At 59.0% G+C, this 15,482-nt stretch carries 26 protein-coding genes; all 26 read left to right on the forward strand.

Features of this window, described 5'->3' with window-relative positions; all coding sequences use genetic code 11:
- The first annotated feature begins 30 nt into the window (after positions 1–30).
- Positions 31–285, forward strand: a complete 255-nt coding sequence (locus J2T09_RS11560) for a helix-turn-helix domain-containing protein (protein ID WP_306834419.1) — start codon at positions 31–33, stop codon at positions 283–285.
- 222 nt (positions 286–507) lie between these two features.
- Positions 508–957, forward strand: a complete 450-nt coding sequence (locus J2T09_RS11565; protein WP_306834421.1) for a hypothetical protein — start codon at positions 508–510, stop codon at positions 955–957.
- Positions 958–959: 2 nt separating this feature from the next.
- Complete coding sequence (locus J2T09_RS11570) at positions 960–1,163, forward strand: hypothetical protein (RefSeq protein WP_306834423.1); 204 nt, start codon at positions 960–962, stop codon at positions 1,161–1,163.
- On the forward strand, positions 1,163–1,492 hold the full coding sequence (locus J2T09_RS11575; protein WP_306834425.1) for a hypothetical protein: 330 nt from the start codon (positions 1,163–1,165) through the stop codon (positions 1,490–1,492). The genes J2T09_RS11570 and J2T09_RS11575 overlap by 1 nt, the downstream gene beginning before the upstream one ends.
- Positions 1,492–1,740, forward strand: coding sequence for a DUF4031 domain-containing protein (locus J2T09_RS11580; RefSeq protein ID WP_306834427.1), 249 nt, complete (start codon positions 1,492–1,494; stop codon positions 1,738–1,740). Before J2T09_RS11575 ends, J2T09_RS11580 begins: the two co-directional genes overlap by 1 nt.
- Positions 1,737–3,206, forward strand: coding sequence for a hypothetical protein (locus J2T09_RS11585; RefSeq protein WP_306834429.1), 1,470 nt, complete (start codon positions 1,737–1,739; stop codon positions 3,204–3,206). Before J2T09_RS11580 ends, J2T09_RS11585 begins: the two co-directional genes overlap by 4 nt.
- Positions 3,203–3,520 (forward strand): hypothetical protein, encoded by a 318-nt coding sequence (locus J2T09_RS11590; protein WP_306834431.1) that lies wholly within the window; start codon positions 3,203–3,205, stop codon positions 3,518–3,520. The genes J2T09_RS11585 and J2T09_RS11590 overlap by 4 nt, the downstream gene beginning before the upstream one ends.
- Positions 3,517–3,837, forward strand: a complete 321-nt coding sequence (locus J2T09_RS11595) for a hypothetical protein (RefSeq protein ID WP_306834433.1) — start codon at positions 3,517–3,519, stop codon at positions 3,835–3,837. The genes J2T09_RS11590 and J2T09_RS11595 overlap by 4 nt, the downstream gene beginning before the upstream one ends.
- Positions 3,834–4,139: a hypothetical protein gene (locus J2T09_RS11600; RefSeq protein ID WP_306834435.1), complete on the forward strand. Its 306-nt coding sequence runs from the start codon at positions 3,834–3,836 to the stop codon at positions 4,137–4,139. Before J2T09_RS11595 ends, J2T09_RS11600 begins: the two co-directional genes overlap by 4 nt.
- Complete coding sequence (locus J2T09_RS11605; protein ID WP_306834437.1) at positions 4,132–5,391, forward strand: helix-turn-helix domain-containing protein; 1,260 nt, start codon at positions 4,132–4,134, stop codon at positions 5,389–5,391. Before J2T09_RS11600 ends, J2T09_RS11605 begins: the two co-directional genes overlap by 8 nt.
- Positions 5,375–6,022 carry a transcription termination/antitermination protein NusG gene (gene nusG / locus J2T09_RS11610; protein WP_306834439.1) on the forward strand — a complete coding sequence of 216 codons (648 nt, stop codon included), beginning with the start codon at positions 5,375–5,377 and terminating at the stop codon, positions 6,020–6,022. Before J2T09_RS11605 ends, nusG begins: the two co-directional genes overlap by 17 nt.
- Positions 6,023–6,271: 249 nt before the next feature.
- A complete protein-coding gene (locus J2T09_RS11615; RefSeq protein WP_306834441.1) occupies positions 6,272–6,601 on the forward strand; it encodes an HNH endonuclease in 330 nt (109 codons plus the stop codon).
- A gap of 3 nt (positions 6,602–6,604) precedes the next feature.
- Positions 6,605–6,982 carry a hypothetical protein gene (locus J2T09_RS11620; protein WP_306834443.1) on the forward strand — a complete coding sequence of 126 codons (378 nt, stop codon included), beginning with the start codon at positions 6,605–6,607 and terminating at the stop codon, positions 6,980–6,982.
- An 85-nt stretch (positions 6,983–7,067) separates the two neighbouring features.
- Positions 7,068–7,523, forward strand: a complete 456-nt coding sequence (locus J2T09_RS11625) for a hypothetical protein (protein WP_306834446.1) — start codon at positions 7,068–7,070, stop codon at positions 7,521–7,523.
- Positions 7,520–9,229: a terminase TerL endonuclease subunit gene (locus tag J2T09_RS11630; protein ID WP_306834451.1), complete on the forward strand. Its 1,710-nt coding sequence runs from the start codon at positions 7,520–7,522 to the stop codon at positions 9,227–9,229. Before J2T09_RS11625 ends, J2T09_RS11630 begins: the two co-directional genes overlap by 4 nt.
- Before the next feature lie 17 nt (positions 9,230–9,246).
- Entirely contained in the window at positions 9,247–10,506 is a 1,260-nt protein-coding gene (locus tag J2T09_RS11635) for a phage portal protein (protein WP_306834453.1), read from the forward strand.
- Positions 10,478–11,152 carry an HK97 family phage prohead protease gene (locus J2T09_RS11640; RefSeq protein ID WP_306834456.1) on the forward strand — a complete coding sequence of 225 codons (675 nt, stop codon included), beginning with the start codon at positions 10,478–10,480 and terminating at the stop codon, positions 11,150–11,152. The genes J2T09_RS11635 and J2T09_RS11640 overlap by 29 nt, the downstream gene beginning before the upstream one ends.
- A 34-nt stretch (positions 11,153–11,186) precedes the next feature.
- Positions 11,187–12,500, forward strand: a complete 1,314-nt coding sequence (locus J2T09_RS11645) for a phage major capsid protein (RefSeq protein WP_306834457.1) — start codon at positions 11,187–11,189, stop codon at positions 12,498–12,500.
- Between the two features lie 65 nt (positions 12,501–12,565).
- Positions 12,566–12,760 (forward strand): hypothetical protein, encoded by a 195-nt coding sequence (locus J2T09_RS11650; RefSeq protein WP_306834459.1) that lies wholly within the window; start codon positions 12,566–12,568, stop codon positions 12,758–12,760.
- Positions 12,761–12,770: 10 nt separating this feature from the next.
- On the forward strand, positions 12,771–13,067 hold the full coding sequence (locus J2T09_RS11655; RefSeq protein WP_306834461.1) for a head-tail connector protein: 297 nt from the start codon (positions 12,771–12,773) through the stop codon (positions 13,065–13,067).
- A gap of 3 nt (positions 13,068–13,070) precedes the next feature.
- The gene (locus J2T09_RS11660; protein WP_306834464.1) at positions 13,071–13,430 is read left to right on the forward strand and encodes a head-tail adaptor protein; all 360 of its coding nucleotides are present in this window, start codon (positions 13,071–13,073) and stop codon (positions 13,428–13,430) included.
- Positions 13,431–13,438: 8 nt separating this feature from the next.
- Positions 13,439–13,618 (forward strand): hypothetical protein, encoded by a 180-nt coding sequence (locus J2T09_RS11665; protein ID WP_306834466.1) that lies wholly within the window; start codon positions 13,439–13,441, stop codon positions 13,616–13,618.
- Entirely contained in the window at positions 13,615–14,031 is a 417-nt protein-coding gene (locus tag J2T09_RS11670; RefSeq protein ID WP_306834468.1) for a DUF3168 domain-containing protein, read from the forward strand. The genes J2T09_RS11665 and J2T09_RS11670 overlap by 4 nt, the downstream gene beginning before the upstream one ends.
- A complete protein-coding gene (locus J2T09_RS11675) occupies positions 14,028–14,492 on the forward strand; it encodes an HK97-gp10 family putative phage morphogenesis protein (RefSeq protein WP_306834469.1) in 465 nt (154 codons plus the stop codon). Before J2T09_RS11670 ends, J2T09_RS11675 begins: the two co-directional genes overlap by 4 nt.
- Positions 14,493–14,539: 47 nt before the next feature.
- The gene (locus J2T09_RS11680; RefSeq protein WP_306834471.1) at positions 14,540–14,983 is read left to right on the forward strand and encodes a phage tail tube protein; all 444 of its coding nucleotides are present in this window, start codon (positions 14,540–14,542) and stop codon (positions 14,981–14,983) included.
- A complete protein-coding gene (locus tag J2T09_RS11685; RefSeq protein WP_306834472.1) occupies positions 14,980–15,402 on the forward strand; it encodes a gene transfer agent family protein in 423 nt (140 codons plus the stop codon). Before J2T09_RS11680 ends, J2T09_RS11685 begins: the two co-directional genes overlap by 4 nt.
- Positions 15,403–15,482: the final 80 nt, after the last annotated feature.

Raw genomic sequence — 15,482 nt, forward strand, 5'->3', positions numbered from 1 at the left:
ACATAACGAATGCTTTTACGAGATTGGAGATTGTCGAAGGGTTTAGCTGTCGCGTCATTGGCGCGGCAACTTGGCATTGTCGGCGTGAATCCGGGCGGAACCCTTGCCCGTATTGAAGCGGGATCAAGGCAGCCTGATGCAGACATGGTTGAGCGGATTGAAACCGTTACTGCTAAGGCAGTGTGTGCTGCTGACATGTTCCAGACGCGGCTTCAGTGGCTGAGGAGCAACCGTCCTGAAAAGTTTATTCAGGATGAAACTGCAGTATGCGAGGCGGCCGAATGATGCGCCTTCTCGATGTTCCCCAGTGCGGTTCGGCGCTCCTCCCAGCGGACCGCACCGCCTGCCGCCGGGGTGGCGGACCTCTGAGCCCCGGCGGCTCTTTTCTTGAAGTGCATGCATGTGGGCCTCCTGATGTGACGGCCTGACACTTACGCCGCCCTCGCGCGGCACTCACGGAATCCTTCGGACCTCACTTTTTCCTTGACCAAATTCAGGGGTGTTTTTGTGCGCGCATATCTCTCTCAATCCGATGCCCTGCTGAAATCCGCGACGGTTGCCGCCGTGGATGCGGTTGGCGGCATTTCGCGAGCCTCCGAGCTGCTCGGCATGGGCACTTCTGCACTGACGAAGTACTGCTCCACCGCTGAGGAGTGGTCGAAAAACTTCATCCGCGTGGATCTTGCTGTCGCTCTCGATCGCGCGACCGGGCATCCGTTTCTCACAACGGCCATGAACCAGTTGGTTGCCGACCAGGCGCCGGTTAGCGTCGGCGAGATCACCGCGACGGCCATTCTAAAACTGGATGGCGTGCTCGATGATGTGGTGCGCTCCATCGCAGTCGCGATCGAAGACGGGCACATGGATGCGGCGGAGCGGCACGAAGTGCGCAGCCGCATCGTGCCGGCCATGCAGTTCCTGGCGCGTCTCGACGCAATGATGGCGGGGGCGTGCTGATCATGACCGATTCAGAAATCCAGAAAGCCTCCGACACGATCATCGATGCGCTGCCTGCCGATGACGCTGACGCCGCTCAGGTGGCGCTGGCTGTCGCCGCGGCAAAATGTGTCGACGCCGGTATGACGGACGATCAGGCGGGGCGCGGCCTCATGGCAGCTCTTGTCAGCATCCGCAACCGGCTGCGGCGCGCGAGGGCGAACTGATGGTGCCGCGCTTCCAAAAGCAGGTGGGGATTACGATCAACGTTCCGGAGCGGGCGAAGATCACGATTGACCGTCAGGCGCGTGAACGTGGACTTGTTGGTTCTGTCTGGGCGGGCCGCGTTTTTGACATCGGATTTGCGGCGATCTGCGCGCGTGAAAAGAGCATGCCGATCACTGATGCGGATCTGGATGCCGTGGTGGGCGGTACGCTTCTCCTTTGGGCGCGCGGCGATTGGGACACGGCGTCGATTTCCATGGCCCTGGGTGTGCCGGAGGCGACGATCCAGCGCACGCTCGATGTCTGGCGCGAATACCGGAGGGCAGGCTGATGGCGGTTTACGTCGACACTTCCTCCTATCGTCTCGGTCGCATGCAGATGTGCCACATGGCCGCTGACACGCTCTATGAGCTGCACGGCATGGCCGACCAGCTGGGCGTGAAGCGTTGGTTTCAGGATAAGGCCGGGGCGCCGCATTACGATATCTGCAAGGCGAACCGCGCCAAGGCCGTTTCGCTCGGTGCTGTTCAGGTGACGCGCAAGGCGTTGCTCCTGAAGGCAAAGGGGTGTGCGCGATGACGGCTGTCGCTCCCATTGCCAATTCCTCCGAACTGGTCGCCTCGATCGAGATCGTTCGCGCGCTGCTGGATGCCGGTGACGTGCAGAAGGCAATGAAGCTTTCGAATGTCACCTACGACCGCGCAAAGGCAGAGGCAGATTGCGCAGAACGGGTGAAGGCCTCCCGCGAGTTGGTGGACAAAGCCCGCCGCATGCAGGCAGAGGCGGCCAAGATCGAGGGTATTTGCTATGTCGCGATGGCTGACGCGGTGGACGTCGCGCAAGCCTCTGGCAAGCTCTCTCGTGGGCGTCCAGAAAAGGTCCAGAGCGAGGACCATTTTACACTCGAAGATGTCGGCATCGACAAGCGACGACTCCATGAAGCGCGGCAGATCCGCGAGGCTGTGCGCCGAGAGCCGGAATTTATCGAGCGTGTGGTCGAGGCTCGCCTTTCCGAAGGGCTGGAGCCGAGCCGCGCGGCGCTGAAAAAGGAAGCCGGACACGCGATCGGCACCAAAACCGCGACGAAAGAAGATCGCGGCGACGATCTTTACGAGACGCCGATCGAGGCGATGCGCACGCTGCTGGCGCTGGAAAGCTTTGGCCTGAACGTGCTGGAGCCCAGCGTGGGACGCGGCGCGATCCTGCGGCCTCTGGAAGCTGCCGGTTACGAGGTGACGATATCCGACCTCGTCGACCGCGAGATCACCACGCAGCATGGCGAGTGCCAGGGCGTGGGCGATTTTCTGGCGTCGATCGCCATCGGTGGCGGTTGGGATATCGTGACGAACCCGCCTTACGGCGTGGCGAACGCCTATGCCGCCCATGCGCTGCGCGAGCACAAGCCGCGCAAGATGGCGTTGCTGCTGAACTTGAATTTCCTTGCTGGATTCGAGGATGCCAACCGGCAATTCGTGATGGATGAGAACCCGCCGAGCCGCGTCTACATCTTTGCGCATCGCCTTCCCATGATGCATCGGGATGGCTGGCAGGGCAACAAGGCCTCCAGCCAGATGAATACCGGATGGTTCGTTTGGGACCGCAATGACGATGGGTCGTATGGTGATGGATATCCGCGCCTGATCCGCGTCGTTTACGACAATTTCGAGCATGCCGAACCTTTGGCGCCGGGTGAGGGCGGGCATGTCTCGCCGCTGACCTTCCGTGAAGAGGAAGAGGATTTCACCCGCACGACGCCGCGCAAGACGCTGGATGAGCGGGTAGAAGATGATTTCGCTCGCGCCTTCATCTGGATGAAGGACCTCGAACCTTTCGACGCGGCGAAGTTTCGCAAGGGCCTTGGCCTGCGCGCTTCCACCGCTTCGGCGCTGATCGATGCATTCGCCGCGAATGAGCTGATCCGCGTGGGTGATGATGGCCTTTGGCTGCCGACCGGCAAGGGCATGGAAATGATCGCCACCGTCGGCGCGGTCGAAATGACCAAGGCGCTGCGTGCTGGCGTGCCGCTGGATGAGGTGCTCTCATGACGCCTGATTTCTCCCCCGCCATGCTTCACGGGTTCGTCTACATGCGAATTCATTCCGCCAGATATCGGGAAACGTTTCCCGATGAGCGGAAATCGGTACGGCGCGCGCAGGTGACTTTTGAGCAAGCCTGCGCAGCGGAAAGAGCCGCGCTCATCAAGCGCGCCAAGGTCACGCCAGAGCAGATCGATCTGGTCCTTTCAAAACGGAAAATTTGCCCAGATGCGCGGCTGCGGCTGTGGAAGGCGCTTGGCGCCGACCCGGCACGCTTTGGCGTGCGCCTGGTGGGTATGGATCGTCAGGAGGTGGTTTCGTGAGTGGTTTGCAGAATGCCAGCAACCCTAGCCGCGCTGATTATGATTTGCGGCGTTTCGCGAGCGCGCTTCGCAATCACCGGGCCGGTGACAGTCGTGGCCTGCGGGTCATTGGTGACGAGATCGGTGTTACGACAAGTGACCTTTCTCGCGCCATGGGCGGACAGATGGTGAGCGTCGGCAAGGTCATTGCGCTTTGCCGGTGGCTCGACGTGCCGGTTGACCACTTCTATCTGGAGCCGGAAAAGCCTTTCGATCCAGAGATTTGCACCAGACGCAATGTGAAACATCTTGGTTCAGGTGGCGAGGTGCGCCCATGAGCGGGTTTCTACCGATCGTCGATATCCTTGCGGGGGCAGCGACGGACAGGGCGCGCGCGGAATGGCTTTCTGCCGTTCCTCACGGCGTCGTCTATCGCGATGGACCGGATATTGCGGCCATCCTGAACGTGGCGGGCTTTGAGGCCGGCCACAAATATCTCTGTGCTCTGACGGCGCAGGTGAGCGCGCGCCGAACAGATGACGGGCGGTTTCCGCAGACCGTACTGATGGCCACCGAGATGGCGCGGCTTTTGATGTGGGAAGCCGTGAAGACGGCTGAGCGGAGTTCTCCGAATGAGTAATGACGCTCGATTTTCCATCATTCCCGGCTGGATCGTCACGGATCACCGCCTGAAGGGGCGCGACCTGCAGGTGTTGTGTCTGTTGGGCCGCCATACAGACAAGCATGGCTGGTGCTTCCGCAGCCAGGTCAAGATGGCGGCGCAGCTCGACTGCGCCCGCTCCACCGTGCAGGCGTCTATCGATCGGCTGATCGATATTGGCGTTCTAGAAAAGCATACCCGCGAACTGCCGGGACTGGGCGACACGGCGCATTCATACCGTGTGATCTATGACCGCGCACCAGATGCAGGCTATGACTTCGACGCATATCTTGCAGCCGAAGAACAGGAAAACGATCCTATTTCGGGAGCATCTGAAGGGCGTACCCCTGCCGATATATCGGCACCCCCTGCCGACCATGGAGCGGCACCCCCTGCCGGTTCTGGATCGGCACCATATAACGCCCCCAGTTTAACGACCCCAGATGAACGAAAAGAGAGAGAGCGCGAGCGCGGCTTTTCGGAAGGGGAAGGAAATGCGAAGGCCGTGGAGCGTGAGTTCAAGCGGTTCTTCATCGGCTGGGGCACCGCGATCAGCGACAGCGAACCGGATGCTCGCCGGGAATGGTCGGTGTTGACCGCAGAAGAGCGGCAGGCGGCGCAGGACGGATCGGCTGTCTATCAGGAAATCGCGCTTTCGACGGGCAGGAAGTATCTCTGCTCGGCTGCGAAATATCTGAAGGAACGGCGTTGGGAGAAGCTGCCGGCGCTTAAGGCGAAGACGGCGGCACCTGCGGCTATCGAGAGGCACAACGCCTATTCCCGGCCATGGGCTGCGCATCGTCTTGCGCTTCTCTCGCAGCACCCGGTGCAGCTGTTCCTCGACAAGTTCGAAGACAAGATTATCGCCGATGCACCTGAGAAGGCGGACGCGATCTGGCGCAACAAGCGTGAAAAGGCCGGTTGGCCCGATGTGGTGAAGATGCACGAGCTGGCGCGCGAGCGAAAGCAGGTCGTGGTGCCGCCGCATATCGTTGCTCTCGCAGCGACAGGCTTCGACAAGGTCGAGGTGGGCGGCGATGTGTGGGAGGCGTGGAAGCGGCTTCACCACGAGCGATGCTGGCCATGGCTGCCGGAGCCGCAGGGGCTGCCCTTCGTGCAATTCCCGGCGCTGCCGGATGGGATCGATGATCCCGATGAGGCGGTGCTGTGGGCGCTGAAAGACTTCCAGAAACGTATGATCGAGGAACGGGACCATGATGATGCAGCATAAGACACTTACCGGATCTCCGATCGGCACCGCACGTGAAGGCTTTTATGACCGCATGCGGAGAATCGCTGCCCGCAATCTGCTGGCTGCTTCGCGGGAGCGTTGGGCGGAAAGCGCCGAATCGGCACGATGGTTCTGCATCCATGTCGACAAAGGGAAAGAGTTCGTTGTGGAAAAAGATCTTCTCGACGTGAATGTCGATGCCTTTGTCGCGCGTGAAAAGTGGGTTTCTGTGCGGAAGGGTCGCAAGATCGAGGGTGAGCGTGCCTATATGGCTGGCTATGTGTTGGTGCGTCTGAAACCCTCTCCTGAAGCGTTTTACGGTCTTCGTCACCACCGTCATGTGGTGGCAATAGTCGGGCGGAATGACGGGCACTATCATGTCATTCGCGACGAGGATGTTGCTGTTTTCAAATCGATATTTGAGAAGGCAGACACATCGCGCATGCCATGCGACAAGTCGTTTCGGGATGGTGATACAGCTGAGATTACCCATGGTCCCTTCAACGGTTTCTGCTGCCTCATCATGAAGGTGGAGTGGTGCCGAGAGGCTTGGGCGTCGGTGACCATCGATATGTCTGGTCGCCTTTTCCCGATCGCGCGCATCCCTCTTGCATTCCTTCAAAAGCTGTGAGAGTCATTTGCTCATTGGACGAGCAGGACGTGCACACCCTCCGATGCCGGGACTAGATCCCGCCAGAACAGGCTCCATTAAGCCAAGGGAACAGTGCCATCAGCCCCAGCCCTGAACCGCCTTCGAAGTGAGGCATCGATTCAGGGCAAGTGCTACCGCTATGACTGAATGATGAGGCGACCGAGAGGTCGCCTTTTGTCGTCTTAGGATATGCCTCGTCTCAAGTCGCTTCCTCCTCGGTTGACCTCGATGCCATCACGGCTCGGTCGAGCGCCTGGTGATGAGAAGGCCAGACTGGCGGAGCGCGAGAAGGTTATCCCTTGGCGCAAGTGGTATCACAGCCAGCGATGGAAAGCGCTTCGGATAGAGGTCCTGAAGCGTGATCACTGGACATGTCAGCAGACTGGCGTGATCTGCACCGGCAAGCACCCAGAGCCAAACAGCCCGGTGATCGACCACAAGCATCCACATCGCGGTGACGAGCGTCTGTTCTGGGATATCAACAATCTCCAGACTGTGACGAAGGAATACCACGACAGTGAGAAGCAGAAGCAGGAGCGGGCGCAGCCCGGTTGGTGAAACATGGCCAAGGTAGAAATTGATGGAGCCGGTATCATGCGGAGCCTGACTATCTCAGTCCGTATGCCAAGAGCCTTCGGGCTTCGCATGTGGTTAGTTGCTACTCTGATTGATCTGGCTGGCATGATCAGTCCAGTGAGGATCGACGCTGTTGCCTTAGATGAAGATGACAAGCTCAGCTTTGATGGTCATCTGCATCGTGTTGATGTCCGTAATGGTGACAAGTTCATCATGAAGTCGGATCGACCCATATCTGCCGAGACCTGCTTGCGTATGCAGGACGCCTTCAAAGCATTTGCGGGTCAGGACACCAGCTTGCTTATCGTTGATCCAGGCTTGACGCTCTCGATCATGAGGCGGGAGCCGACCGAGGCCGCCTGACCCATCAAGGGGGGGCGGGTCGAAAGTTCAAAAGGGTCGGCGGCGCCGCACCCGCGTCCCTCTCATTCACGGATTTTTTTTCGGCATGGATAATTCTGAGACGGCATTCGACCTGTTTGGCGATCCGGTGAGGCGGAATGCCGGGAAGCGCGGCAGGCCGGAACACGTGCCAACAAAGGAAAACATCAATAAAATCATGCTCCTTTTGGCGCAGGGTTGGACGAACGAGCGGATCGCTGGCGCCGTTGGCATCACGATACCGACTTTGAAGCGGCATTATTTTTCAGTTCTGAAGACAAGGGATGTGGCCCGCGATCGCGTTGAGGCCATCGGCATCCTGACCCTCTGGAATATGGGCCGCGAAGGGAATGTCGCTGCCATGAGGGAATATTTCCGGCGTCACGATGCGGCGGTCGGCGATATCTTTGGAGAGCAGGTCGAGCGGGCGAAAGATCGCGTCGGCAAGAAGGAACAGGCCCGCATCGAGGCGGACAGTCCGCCGGATGACTGGGAAGGCGCAATACCGCAGACGATGCAATGACGCTCGATCTTTCCTGCCCTGACTGGTTCGAAAAGCTGAAAGACGGGCGATCTCCGCTTCCTGATCATCTGCCGATCGACAGGGAAGAAGCTGACGCCGCAGTCGTTGTCTTCAACAAGCTGCGGTTACCGGACGTTCCTGGCCAACCGCTCTTGCGTGATGTGGCCGGCCAATGGGCGCGGGATTTCGTTTCGGCGATCTTCGGTCTGGTGGAGATGAGCGAGGATCGTTCAGTAATCATCAACAGGCCTGTGCGGAAATTCTTCCAGCTCGTGCCGAAGAAGAACTCCAAGACCACGAACGGCGCCGCGATCATGATGACCGCGCTGCTGCGAAATCGTCGGCCTAATGCGGAGTTTCTTCTGGTTGGCCCGACACAGGCGACCGCCGAACTGGCATATGACCAGGCAAAAGGGATGGTTGATGCCGATCCTTGGCTGAAGAAGCGGTTCCACACAAAGGATCACGTCAAGACGATCGAGGACCGAAAGAACGGTGCTAAACTCAAGGTCAAGTCTTTCGACAGCAAGGTGATGACCGGCGTCAAGCCTGTCGGTGTTCTTGTCGACGAGCTGCACGAGCTCGGCACGATCGCTTACGCAGCCAAGGTGATGTCGCAGATCGATGGCGGCATCCTCGCTAACCCGGAAGGGTTTGTGATCATCATCACGACGCAGTCAGTGGAGCCGCCGGCGGGCGTGTTCAAATCTGAACTGGATCTGGCGCGTGCTGTTCGCGACGGGGAATTTACAGAAGGTGAAACCCTGCCGATGCTCTACGAGTTTCCGGCAGCCATGCAGTCCGACGAGAGCAAGCCTTGGGAAAACCCGAAGCACTGGCCTCTCGTGCTGCCAAACATCAACCGATCGGTGACGATCGGACGCCTTCTCCCAAAGTTCAGGGAGGCGAAAGAAAAGGGTGTCGGCGACTTCTCGATATGGGCCAGCCAGCATCTTAACGTCGAGATCGGCATTGCAATAAATGGGACGAGCTGGCGCGGTGCCCACTTTTGGGAAGGCGCCAAGGATGACCGGCTTCAGGATCTGGATGAACTGATCGAACGATCCGAGGTCGCGGTTGTCGGCGTCGATGGCGGCGGTCTGGACGATTTGCTTGCGGCTGCCGTCATCGGTCGATGCAAGACAACGCGTCGGTGGCTGCACTGGTCGCATGCATGGTGTCAGCGAGATGTCCTGGACCTTCGCAAGGATATCGCTTCTCGCCTGCAGGACATCGCTGATCTCGGTCAGTTGACCTTTTGCGACGATACAGTCGCCGATATTCTCGGAGTTGCTGATGTCTGCGAGAGAATCCGTGATGCCGGTTTGCTGCCGAAGGCGGGAGGCATCGGCTTCGACCCACAGGGAGTTGCGGCGATCATCGACGAATTGGCGTCCAGGGGCATGGGTGACCCGCTCCTTGTGTCGGTCAGTCAGGGATTTCGGCTTTCCCCGGCGGTGTGGGGGCTGGAGCGGAAGCTGAAAGACGGGACATTTTCCCATGGCGGTCAGGACCTGATGACGTTCTCAGTCGGCAACGCCAAGGTCATCCAGCGCGGAAACGCCGTGGTGGTTGAGAAGCAAACATCCGGCAAAGCCAAGATTGACCCGCTGATCGCTACATTCGCGGCGGTCACGCTGATGAGCCGAAATCCTGAAGCAGCTCCTGCATTCGATGCGGAAGCGTGGATAGAGAGTTACGCATGAACCGGTTCGGGCGAATTATGGCGCGCCTTAGTGGCGTGAAGGACATCGAGCCATGGCGCTCGGGTGCCGCATCGACCGAAAACGGCGATAATTTTACGACCAATCAGGTGACGTTGTCCGATTGGCAGGATGGTCGATACGGGCATGCGAATGCGGCGGTGGGTCTCTCGGCCACATGGGCCTGTGTCCAGCTCATCGCCGGCACGATCGCCTCTCTGCCGTTGATGATTTATCGCTCGGAAAACGGCGTTCGTACCGTAGCGAAGGATCATCCGCTTTACTTTGTGCTGCATGACAGCCCGAACTTTGACCAGACGGCGGTGGATTTCTGGGAGGTGATGGCCGCCAGCGTTGAGCTTTACGGCAATGCCTATGCATTGATCGAGCGGCGCACCGGCGGCATTGTGACGGCGCTTCATCCGGTTCGTCCAGATAGGATGAAGGTTACTCGCAAGCTGGATGGCGACCTGGAGTATTCGTGGTCGGATGGTCGCAGTTACGTCAGGCGTAGCGCAGATGTACTGCATATTCGTGGTCCATTGGGCGATGGTCTATCCGGGTCCTCGACGCTCTCGATCTGCAGCAGCGTGTTTTCTGATGCGATGGCCGCAGAAGATGCCGCCGGCTCGATGTTCAGGAATGGCGTCAATCCCGGTGGCGTCCTCTCAACAAAGCCTGACCAGCAGCTCTCGAAAGAGCAGCGGGGCGATCTAGAGCGGATCCTGCAAGAGCGGTATGTCGGAGCCATGCGCTCCGGCCGCCCAATGTTGCTCGACAACGGACTGACATGGCAGCAGCTTTCCATCAAGCCGCAGGATGCGCAGATGCTGGAAAGTCGGAAATTCAGCGGTGAGCAGATCTGTCGGATATTTGGCGTCCCGCCTGCCATGGTCGGTTTCGGCGACAAGGCATCGAACTGGGGCACGGGAAAAGAGGCGGATGTTCTCGGTTTCCAGAAATTCGCCCTGCGCAAGCGGCTCAAGCGGATGGAACAGTCGGTCGAGAAGCAGCTTATTCCGCTTTCTGAGCGCCGATCGCAGGGCATCACGATCGAATTCAATCTGGAAGGTCTGCTGCGGGGCGATACTGCCAGCCGGTATGAGGCTTACGAAAAAGCCATCCGCATGGGCCTTGCTACCCGGAACGAGTGCCGTGCGCTGGAAAACCTGCCGCCGATCGAGGGCGGTGATGTCGTGACAGTGCAGATGCAGGACATTCCGCTCGTGAATGCCATCAACGGAGATCGAAATGGACAAGAAAACGGCTCCGATTCTTGAGATCAAGTCGCTCAAGGATACCGGTGAGTTCGAAGGTTATGGCTCGACGTTTGGCGGTGAGCCGGACGTTTACGGCGATGTTATCGCGGTGGGCGCCTATACCGAAAGCCTTGCCAACCACAAGGCAAAGGGCACCATGCCCAAGCTCTTCTGGCAGCACAATCGCGATGAGCCAATCGGCAAATGGGTGTCCGCTAAAGAAGATGACCACGGCCTGCTGATGCAGGGCAAGCTGAATATGGATGTCCAGCGCGGACGCGAGGCGTATGCGCTGTTAAAGGCCGGCGATATCGACGGCTTGTCCATCGGATACCGGATCCAGAGGCACAGTGTCGACGACGAGACCGGCATCTGGACCCTGGAAAAGCTTGACCTGATCGAGGTTAGCATCGTTTCCGTAGGCGCCAATGAACACGCGGTCGTTCAGAGCGTGAAAGCGGCAAAAGCCGTGCATGAACTGACCGAAAAGCTGAAGGCCGGGGACCGGCTGACAGAACGTGAATTCGAAACCTGGCTCAAGGGCCTTGAGGTGGGTTTTTCGAATTCTCAGGCGGAGCGCGCCGCGCGTGTCTGCCTGAAGGGACAGGGGGAACCTGTCGACGCGGCTGATGACGGCGTGGAATTCCTCCGCGCCCTTGTGGGCTGAAAGCCCGATCTCAACCGAAAACTGGAGGTTCCCCATGTCGGGACGTAAACTCGCCATCGTTGGTGGCGGATCGATTGCTTTTGTCGTGGCGTCCATGGCGGCCATGCCGTTCGGCCCGCGCATCATGTTCGATATGCCGGATCGCTCCGGTGGCAATGGCAGCAAGACGGCTGCGGAGCTGGCTGCCGAATTCAAGCGCGAATTCGAAACCAAGCACGACAAGGTCAAGGAAATTGCCGAAAAGGCGCTTGCCGAAGCCGAAAAGGGCACGCCGCTGGCGACCACGGCGAAAGAGCTGGCCGACGAGGCGATCAAGGGCATGAACGATGCCAAGGCTCGCCTCGATGAGCTCGACCAGAAAATGGCGCGGCGCGGCGGCGACGGTGACGATGCGCGCACTGCCGGCCAAATGTTCGTTGATGACGAGAATTTCAAGGCCTTCGCCGGACAGAACCGTCCGCGTGGCCGCGTTCTCGTGGAGGTGAAGGATATCACCTCACTGTCGACCGATGCTCCCGGTTCTGCCGGCGCGCTGATCCCGTCCGATCGTCGCGGTATGCAGGTCGAGCTGCCGCAGCGCCGTATGACGGTTCGTTCGCTCCTGATGCCTGGCCAGACCTCCAGTAGCTCGATCGAGTACGAACAGGAAAAGCTGTTCACCAACAACGCCGAGCCCGTCGCCGAAGGCGCGCTGAAGCCGCAGTCGGAACTGCAGTTCGAAGACAAGGTCGCCAACGTTCGCACCATCGCTCACTGGATGCGCACTTCGGTGCAGATCCTCGCGGACGCCCCCGGCCTGCGCTCGATCATTGACCAGCGTCTCCGTTATGGCCTTTCCTACGTCGAAGAGCAGCAGCTGCTCAACGGCTCCGGCGTCGGCCAGAATATTCTTGGTCTGGTGACTGCTGCTACTGCCTATGCTGCGCCTGGCAGTTTGGTCGCCACGACACAGCTGGACACCGTTCGTCTTATGATTTTGCAGACGGCACTGGCTGAATATCCGCCGAACGGTATCGTCATGAACCCGATCGATATGGCTGCGATCGAAATGCAGAAGGACGATACCGGTCGTTACGTGATCGGTAATCCGCAGGGGACGATCCAGAAGACGCTCTGGGGTCTACCGGTCGTTGAAACGCAGGCCATGGGTGTCGACAAGGCGCTGGTCGGCGCATTCAATCTCGCGGCCCAGATCTTTGATCGTCAGGATGCAACGGTAGATGTATCGACTGAAGACCAGGACAACTTTGTCAGGAATAAGGTGACGATCCGCGCGGAAGAGCGCCTGGCGCTGGCGATTTATCGTCCGCAGTCGCTCACCTACGGCGATCTTAGCCGCGTGACCTGATCTTTTCGGCTCATACCGACCGGCGCTTTTGCGAGCGCCGGTTTCATGAACCGAAGGAGGCAAAGATGATCAAGGCAATTCTCACAAAGCCGCTGGACGGCCATCCGGAAGGATCTGAGCGCGAATTTGACAAGGTCGATTTCGACCGGTTGGAAGCGCTGGGGGCGGTTCGCAAGGCGGGCGACGGTACCGTAAAGGCTGCGCCGACGGTCAAGAACAAGATGGCGCCGCCTGTCGCGAACAAATCTATCGATACTTAAGGGCAAGCCAATGGCAAACGTCGTCATCAAAGAACTGGGACCGCTTTATACCTTGGAAGAGGTCAAGGCGCATCTGCACGTCGACACAAGCGATGACGACGCGACCATTCAGGCCTACATGGATGCTGCTGAAAAGGCGGTTCTCCAGTATTGCAACGTCACGCTCGTGCCCCTTGGCGCTGAAAGTGTGTTCAAGGTTGCTGCGCTCATGATTGTGAGCGATCTGTTCGAAAATCGTAGTGGTGGTGAAGGTATCCCATCTGCCGCGCAGATGCTCATCAACCCATATCGCTTGTTGCGGGTGTGATTTATGGCGCCGAAGCTTCAGGCCGGAGATTTCAAAAACCGTGCGCGTTTTGAGGCCAGAGCGGTCGGCGATGACGGTTATGGGAATCCGGTCTCCGGCGACTGGGAAGAGAAGTTCAAAGTTTGGGTCGCTCTGCGCCCAGGCGGCCTGTCTGAAGCCGTCGTTGCGGCTCGGCTGGAAGGCACGCAGGTCCTCAACGTGTACGTTCGAGCATCCACACAGACGCGGCAGATCACCTCGGAATGGCGGATGATCGTTGCCGATCACGGTGTCGATCGCGAATACGCGATCAATGCGCAGCCGGATGGGCTGACCATGCCGGGTTTCATCTATTTTCAGGCGAAGAGCGGCGTGGCCGCATAGGAGGCCGCATGGCTCGCGTTCGTTTTACGGATGATTTCGATTACAAGCCGACGTCTCAGGTCACCGTGGGATATCGTGCTGGGATGGAAAAAACTGTGAAGCGCGAATGTGCCGATCAGGCAATCGCGCAGGGCAAGGCGGAAGAAATCAGGGCTGGCGGCGGTGTTGGAGAAGGTGCCGAAGAGTGAGCGCCGGGAAAGATCTCTGGGGTGCCATGCTCACGGCCATGAAGGCGAATCCCGTCCTCATGTCGCTTGTTGATGGTGTTTATGACAAAGCGCCCGCCAATCCTTTCGGCGCCCGCGAAACCTACATTAGCCGCGGGCCTTTTACCGGTTCGTCCGAGGATGCGGACTGCATTGTCGGACAGGAAATTACTGCGCAGATCGATATCTGGTCTCGTAAGCCAAATCGGTGGTCTGTCGATGATGTGATTTCTCAGATCCGCAAGTCGCTCCACGAAGCGTATCTGCCACTATCCGGTACGGCGCTCGCTGCCATCGAAGTTCGTTTATGGCGGGTGACAGATGATCCTGATCCGACGCAGCAGCATGGTGTTGTCCAGGTTCTGGCGATCGTCGAAGAAGTGGAAGACGTGTGAGCGCGCGGATCGCAGGGCTGAGCAAGCTGCAGCAAAAACTGGCTCGGCTGCCTTTGAAAGTGAAGCAGCGTATCCGTGAGGCGATGGAGGAGGGGGCGAAAGAGATTGTTTCTCTGGCCCGGTCTCTTGTTCCTGTCGATAGCGGCGATCTCAGAGACAGTATTGGCTGGACGTGGGGTGACGCGCCGAAAGGCGCGTTGAAGATCGCGAGCGTGAAGTCAACTGCTGGCGGCATGACGATTACTGTCTACGCTGGCAACAGCGAGGCATTCTATGCCCGTTGGGTTGAGTTCGGGACGTCTGCTCATACGGCCGGCGGCAAGTTCTCTGGATCGACTATTCCAGCCATCCCGGCGCAGCCGTTCTTTTATGTCAGTTTCCGCACCCTTCGTCGGCGTGTGAAAAGTCGCATGTCGCGTGCGACGACCAAGGCGGCCAAGGAAGTGGCGGCCGGACGATAATCCACATCCGTGCGGTTCGCCGCTTTCCAGCGCCATAGGAGATAATCATGGCACCTCCCGTCACTGCTCGCTTTGGCAAGTTCCGCGTTTTGCTCGGAAACGATGCCGATCCGATCGTCTACACCGCGCCGTGTGGCTTCACGTCGAAATCCCTGACTTTGGGCAAATCGCTTTCCGAAGTTTCGATTCCGGATTGCGATGATCCGGACAAGCCTATTGCCACCGGCCGCGATGTCGAAAGCACGACTGCGTCGGTTTCTGGTGAAGGGGTGCTCGCCGCTTCTGCTTTGCCTGCCTGGATGGCAGCTTACAAAAGCGTCGAGTCTGTGCCTGTGAAAGTAGAAATCGAGTTTTCTACTGGCACGCTCACGCTCACCGGCCTCATGCACCTCGAAACTCTGGAACTGGGTGCCGAGCAGGGCGGTCGTGTCACGGTCTCGGTTTCTCTCCAGTCCGATGGCGAACTCGTCGATACGGACACGTTTGCATGAGCCGTGATGCCTCGATCACGATCCCCTGGGGGGATGGCGACTTCAAGTTCCGTCTCGGCTGGGGGGAACTGGAGGAGCTGCAGGAGAAGACCGACGCAGGGCCGTATGTTGTCCTGCAACGTCTCCACGCTGGCACGTGGCGTGTGCAGGATATCTCCAACGTCATCCGCATGGGTTTGATCGGAGGTGGCATGGCGCCGGACCAGGCCGTCAAAAAGGTTCGATACTACGTCGAGCAACGTCCACCGATGGAAAATGTTCCCCATGCGATAGCCGTCCTATCGGCCGGCCTGATGGGGGCGCCGGATGAAAGCCTGGGAAAGCCCAGGGCGCCAAAGCGGAAGACGGGCAAAAGGTCGACGACCTCCCGAACGGGAAAATCCGATTTGGCGCCATCTACGGGACCGGCGCAGCCGTAGGCTTTTCGCCTCAGCAGGTGCGTGCCATGTCCATGTGGCAATACATGGCCGCGATCGAAGGGTATGTGCAGGCGAATACA

This window comes from Neorhizobium huautlense (assembly GCF_030811685.1).
GTDB classification, from domain to species: Bacteria; Pseudomonadota; Alphaproteobacteria; order Rhizobiales; family Rhizobiaceae; genus Neorhizobium; species Neorhizobium huautlense_A.

Excerpts from the sequence above, each read along its gene's own strand:
- J2T09_RS11660 (WP_306834464.1), top strand. The coding sequence starts at position 13,071 with ATGGCGCCGAAGCTTCAGGCCGGAGATTTCAAAAACCGTGCGCGTTTT.
- J2T09_RS11585 (WP_306834429.1), top strand. The coding sequence starts at position 1,737 with ATGACGGCTGTCGCTCCCATTGCCAATTCCTCCGAACTGGTCGCCTCG.
- J2T09_RS11600 (WP_306834435.1), top strand. The coding sequence starts at position 3,834 with ATGAGCGGGTTTCTACCGATCGTCGATATCCTTGCGGGGGCAGCGACG.
- J2T09_RS11615 (WP_306834441.1), top strand. The coding sequence starts at position 6,272 with ATGCCATCACGGCTCGGTCGAGCGCCTGGTGATGAGAAGGCCAGACTG.
- J2T09_RS11620 (WP_306834443.1), top strand. The coding sequence starts at position 6,605 with ATGGCCAAGGTAGAAATTGATGGAGCCGGTATCATGCGGAGCCTGACT.
- J2T09_RS11580 (WP_306834427.1), top strand. The coding sequence starts at position 1,492 with ATGGCGGTTTACGTCGACACTTCCTCCTATCGTCTCGGTCGCATGCAG.
- J2T09_RS11665 (WP_306834466.1), top strand. The coding sequence starts at position 13,439 with ATGGCTCGCGTTCGTTTTACGGATGATTTCGATTACAAGCCGACGTCT.
- J2T09_RS11635 (WP_306834453.1), top strand. The coding sequence starts at position 9,247 with ATGGCGCGCCTTAGTGGCGTGAAGGACATCGAGCCATGGCGCTCGGGT.
- J2T09_RS11570 (WP_306834423.1), top strand. The coding sequence starts at position 960 with ATGACCGATTCAGAAATCCAGAAAGCCTCCGACACGATCATCGATGCG.
- J2T09_RS11575 (WP_306834425.1), top strand. The coding sequence starts at position 1,163 with ATGGTGCCGCGCTTCCAAAAGCAGGTGGGGATTACGATCAACGTTCCG.
- J2T09_RS11590 (WP_306834431.1), top strand. The coding sequence starts at position 3,203 with ATGACGCCTGATTTCTCCCCCGCCATGCTTCACGGGTTCGTCTACATG.
- J2T09_RS11685 (WP_306834472.1), top strand. The coding sequence starts at position 14,980 with ATGAGCCGTGATGCCTCGATCACGATCCCCTGGGGGGATGGCGACTTC.
- J2T09_RS11630 (WP_306834451.1), top strand. The coding sequence starts at position 7,520 with ATGACGCTCGATCTTTCCTGCCCTGACTGGTTCGAAAAGCTGAAAGAC.
- J2T09_RS11680 (WP_306834471.1), top strand. The coding sequence starts at position 14,540 with ATGGCACCTCCCGTCACTGCTCGCTTTGGCAAGTTCCGCGTTTTGCTC.
- J2T09_RS11655 (WP_306834461.1), top strand. The coding sequence starts at position 12,771 with ATGGCAAACGTCGTCATCAAAGAACTGGGACCGCTTTATACCTTGGAA.
- J2T09_RS11625 (WP_306834446.1), top strand. The coding sequence starts at position 7,068 with ATGGATAATTCTGAGACGGCATTCGACCTGTTTGGCGATCCGGTGAGG.
- J2T09_RS11640 (WP_306834456.1), top strand. The coding sequence starts at position 10,478 with ATGGACAAGAAAACGGCTCCGATTCTTGAGATCAAGTCGCTCAAGGAT.
- J2T09_RS11650 (WP_306834459.1), top strand. The coding sequence starts at position 12,566 with ATGATCAAGGCAATTCTCACAAAGCCGCTGGACGGCCATCCGGAAGGA.
- nusG (WP_306834439.1), top strand. The coding sequence starts at position 5,375 with ATGATGATGCAGCATAAGACACTTACCGGATCTCCGATCGGCACCGCA.
- J2T09_RS11645 (WP_306834457.1), top strand. The coding sequence starts at position 11,187 with ATGTCGGGACGTAAACTCGCCATCGTTGGTGGCGGATCGATTGCTTTT.
- J2T09_RS11605 (WP_306834437.1), top strand. The coding sequence starts at position 4,132 with ATGAGTAATGACGCTCGATTTTCCATCATTCCCGGCTGGATCGTCACG.